The 1,412-nt window shown below is 73.9% G+C and carries 1 protein-coding gene; it reads right to left on the bottom strand.

What is annotated here, in order from left to right:
• A partial coding sequence (locus AB0M20_RS43535) for a GNAT family N-acetyltransferase (protein WP_364307366.1) occupies window positions 1-1,228 on the bottom strand: 1,228 nt, incomplete at its 3' end.
• Window positions 1,229-1,412 lie beyond the last annotated feature (184 nt).

The following is a 1,412-nucleotide window of genomic DNA, read 5'->3' as shown; positions in this document are numbered from 1 at the left end:
CTTCGGTGGGATTGGGCAGGCGGTGCCAGCCGAAGGCCGCCGACGCCCGGTGCAGCGCGCCCGGGGTGAGCTCGCGGATCCGCCCGGCCGCGCCCAGCGCCGCCAACGTCGGCCCGCCGAGGTAGGCCGCGCCCAGCTCGAGCACCGTGCAGGCCAGATCGGCCGGGTCGGTCGTCGGGGTGCAGGAGCTGCCGTCCGGGCCGCCGGTGAGGCGCCAGCGGCCGGCGTTGGCGGGCAACAGCGGGTCGGTCACGTCCAGGACTAGGTCGATCGGGGTCGCGTACTGGCGGGCGGTCAGGGCGGCGGGCAGGTCGACGATGCGGACCCAGAGGGCGTCGCGTACCTCGAGGCCGAGGCGGCGCGGCTCGTCGACCATGTGCATCAGCGGGTCGTCCATCGCCAGGTAGTCGGCCTCCGCGTGCCGAGTCAGGTCGACGGAGAGCAGGAAGCGCCACAGCGTCGCGTACGTCTCCGGGTCGGCCGCCACGACCTCGCGGATGAGGGCGGTGCCGTCCGGGCCGTGCCGGTCCCACTTGCTCCTGGTACGCCACAGGGCGTAGCCGGTCGGGCCCTGGTCGGTGTCGTGCACCACCGCGTGCAGCTCGGTCGCCCCGTCGCGGAGCGCCGGCTTGTCGGCCAGCACGAACCGCCACCACCGGTCGTCCCGCGACGACCACCCGGTGCGCTCCGGCCGGACCTGCTCGTAGACCTTGGACAGGTCGGCGATCGCGGCCTCCGGCTCGGCGAGGCGCAGGCGTCCGGCCGGCTCGGCCGGCACGGGAACGGTCAGCTGGAGCTCCCGGGTCATCGCGTCGGCCCGCAACCGCTGGGCGGCCATGCCGTACCCGTACCTCGGATAGATCTTGGTCTCGCTGGCCCACAGCACCGCGATCGGCTCGCGCCCCGCCTCGGCCATCTCGGTGAGCTGCCGGCGCATCATCCGGGTGAGCAGCCCGCGACGCCGGTGCGTCGGCGCGACCCCCACAAGGGTGACGTGCGCGGCCGGCAGGATCGCGCCGGGCACCGTGATCTCCCGGCTGTACGCCGCCGCGTGCCCCACCACGAGGTCGCCGTCGGTGGCGACCAGCCCGCGCTCCGGCTCGAAGACCGAACCCTCGATCTCCCGTTGCAGCTCCTCGTGGGCGTCGTGGAAGACGTGACCGAGGAGCCGGGAGATCGCCTCCCAGTCGTCGGCGGAGGCCGTTCGGAGATCGATGGGGGAGTCCATGGCATCTGTGTAACGGACCGGGCAGGCGTGGTCGAGCGATTTGCGCCGTCGTTACTCTCGAAGACGGCGGGGCCAGCAGGCCTGCCCGACGACCGGGAGGATCCAACGATGCCGGAGCAACCGCAGTGGCCGGAGCGGACGCTCGACATGCCGCCCCAGGACCCGTGGGCCGCGCCGACCGGTC

The sequence above is a fragment of the Actinoplanes sp. NPDC051633 genome (assembly GCF_040681735.1).
Lineage (GTDB): Bacteria > Actinomycetota > Actinomycetes > Mycobacteriales > Micromonosporaceae > Actinoplanes.
The sequence above is the reverse complement of the archived record's forward strand: the minus strand, read 5'-3'. Positions and strand labels throughout refer to the sequence as shown.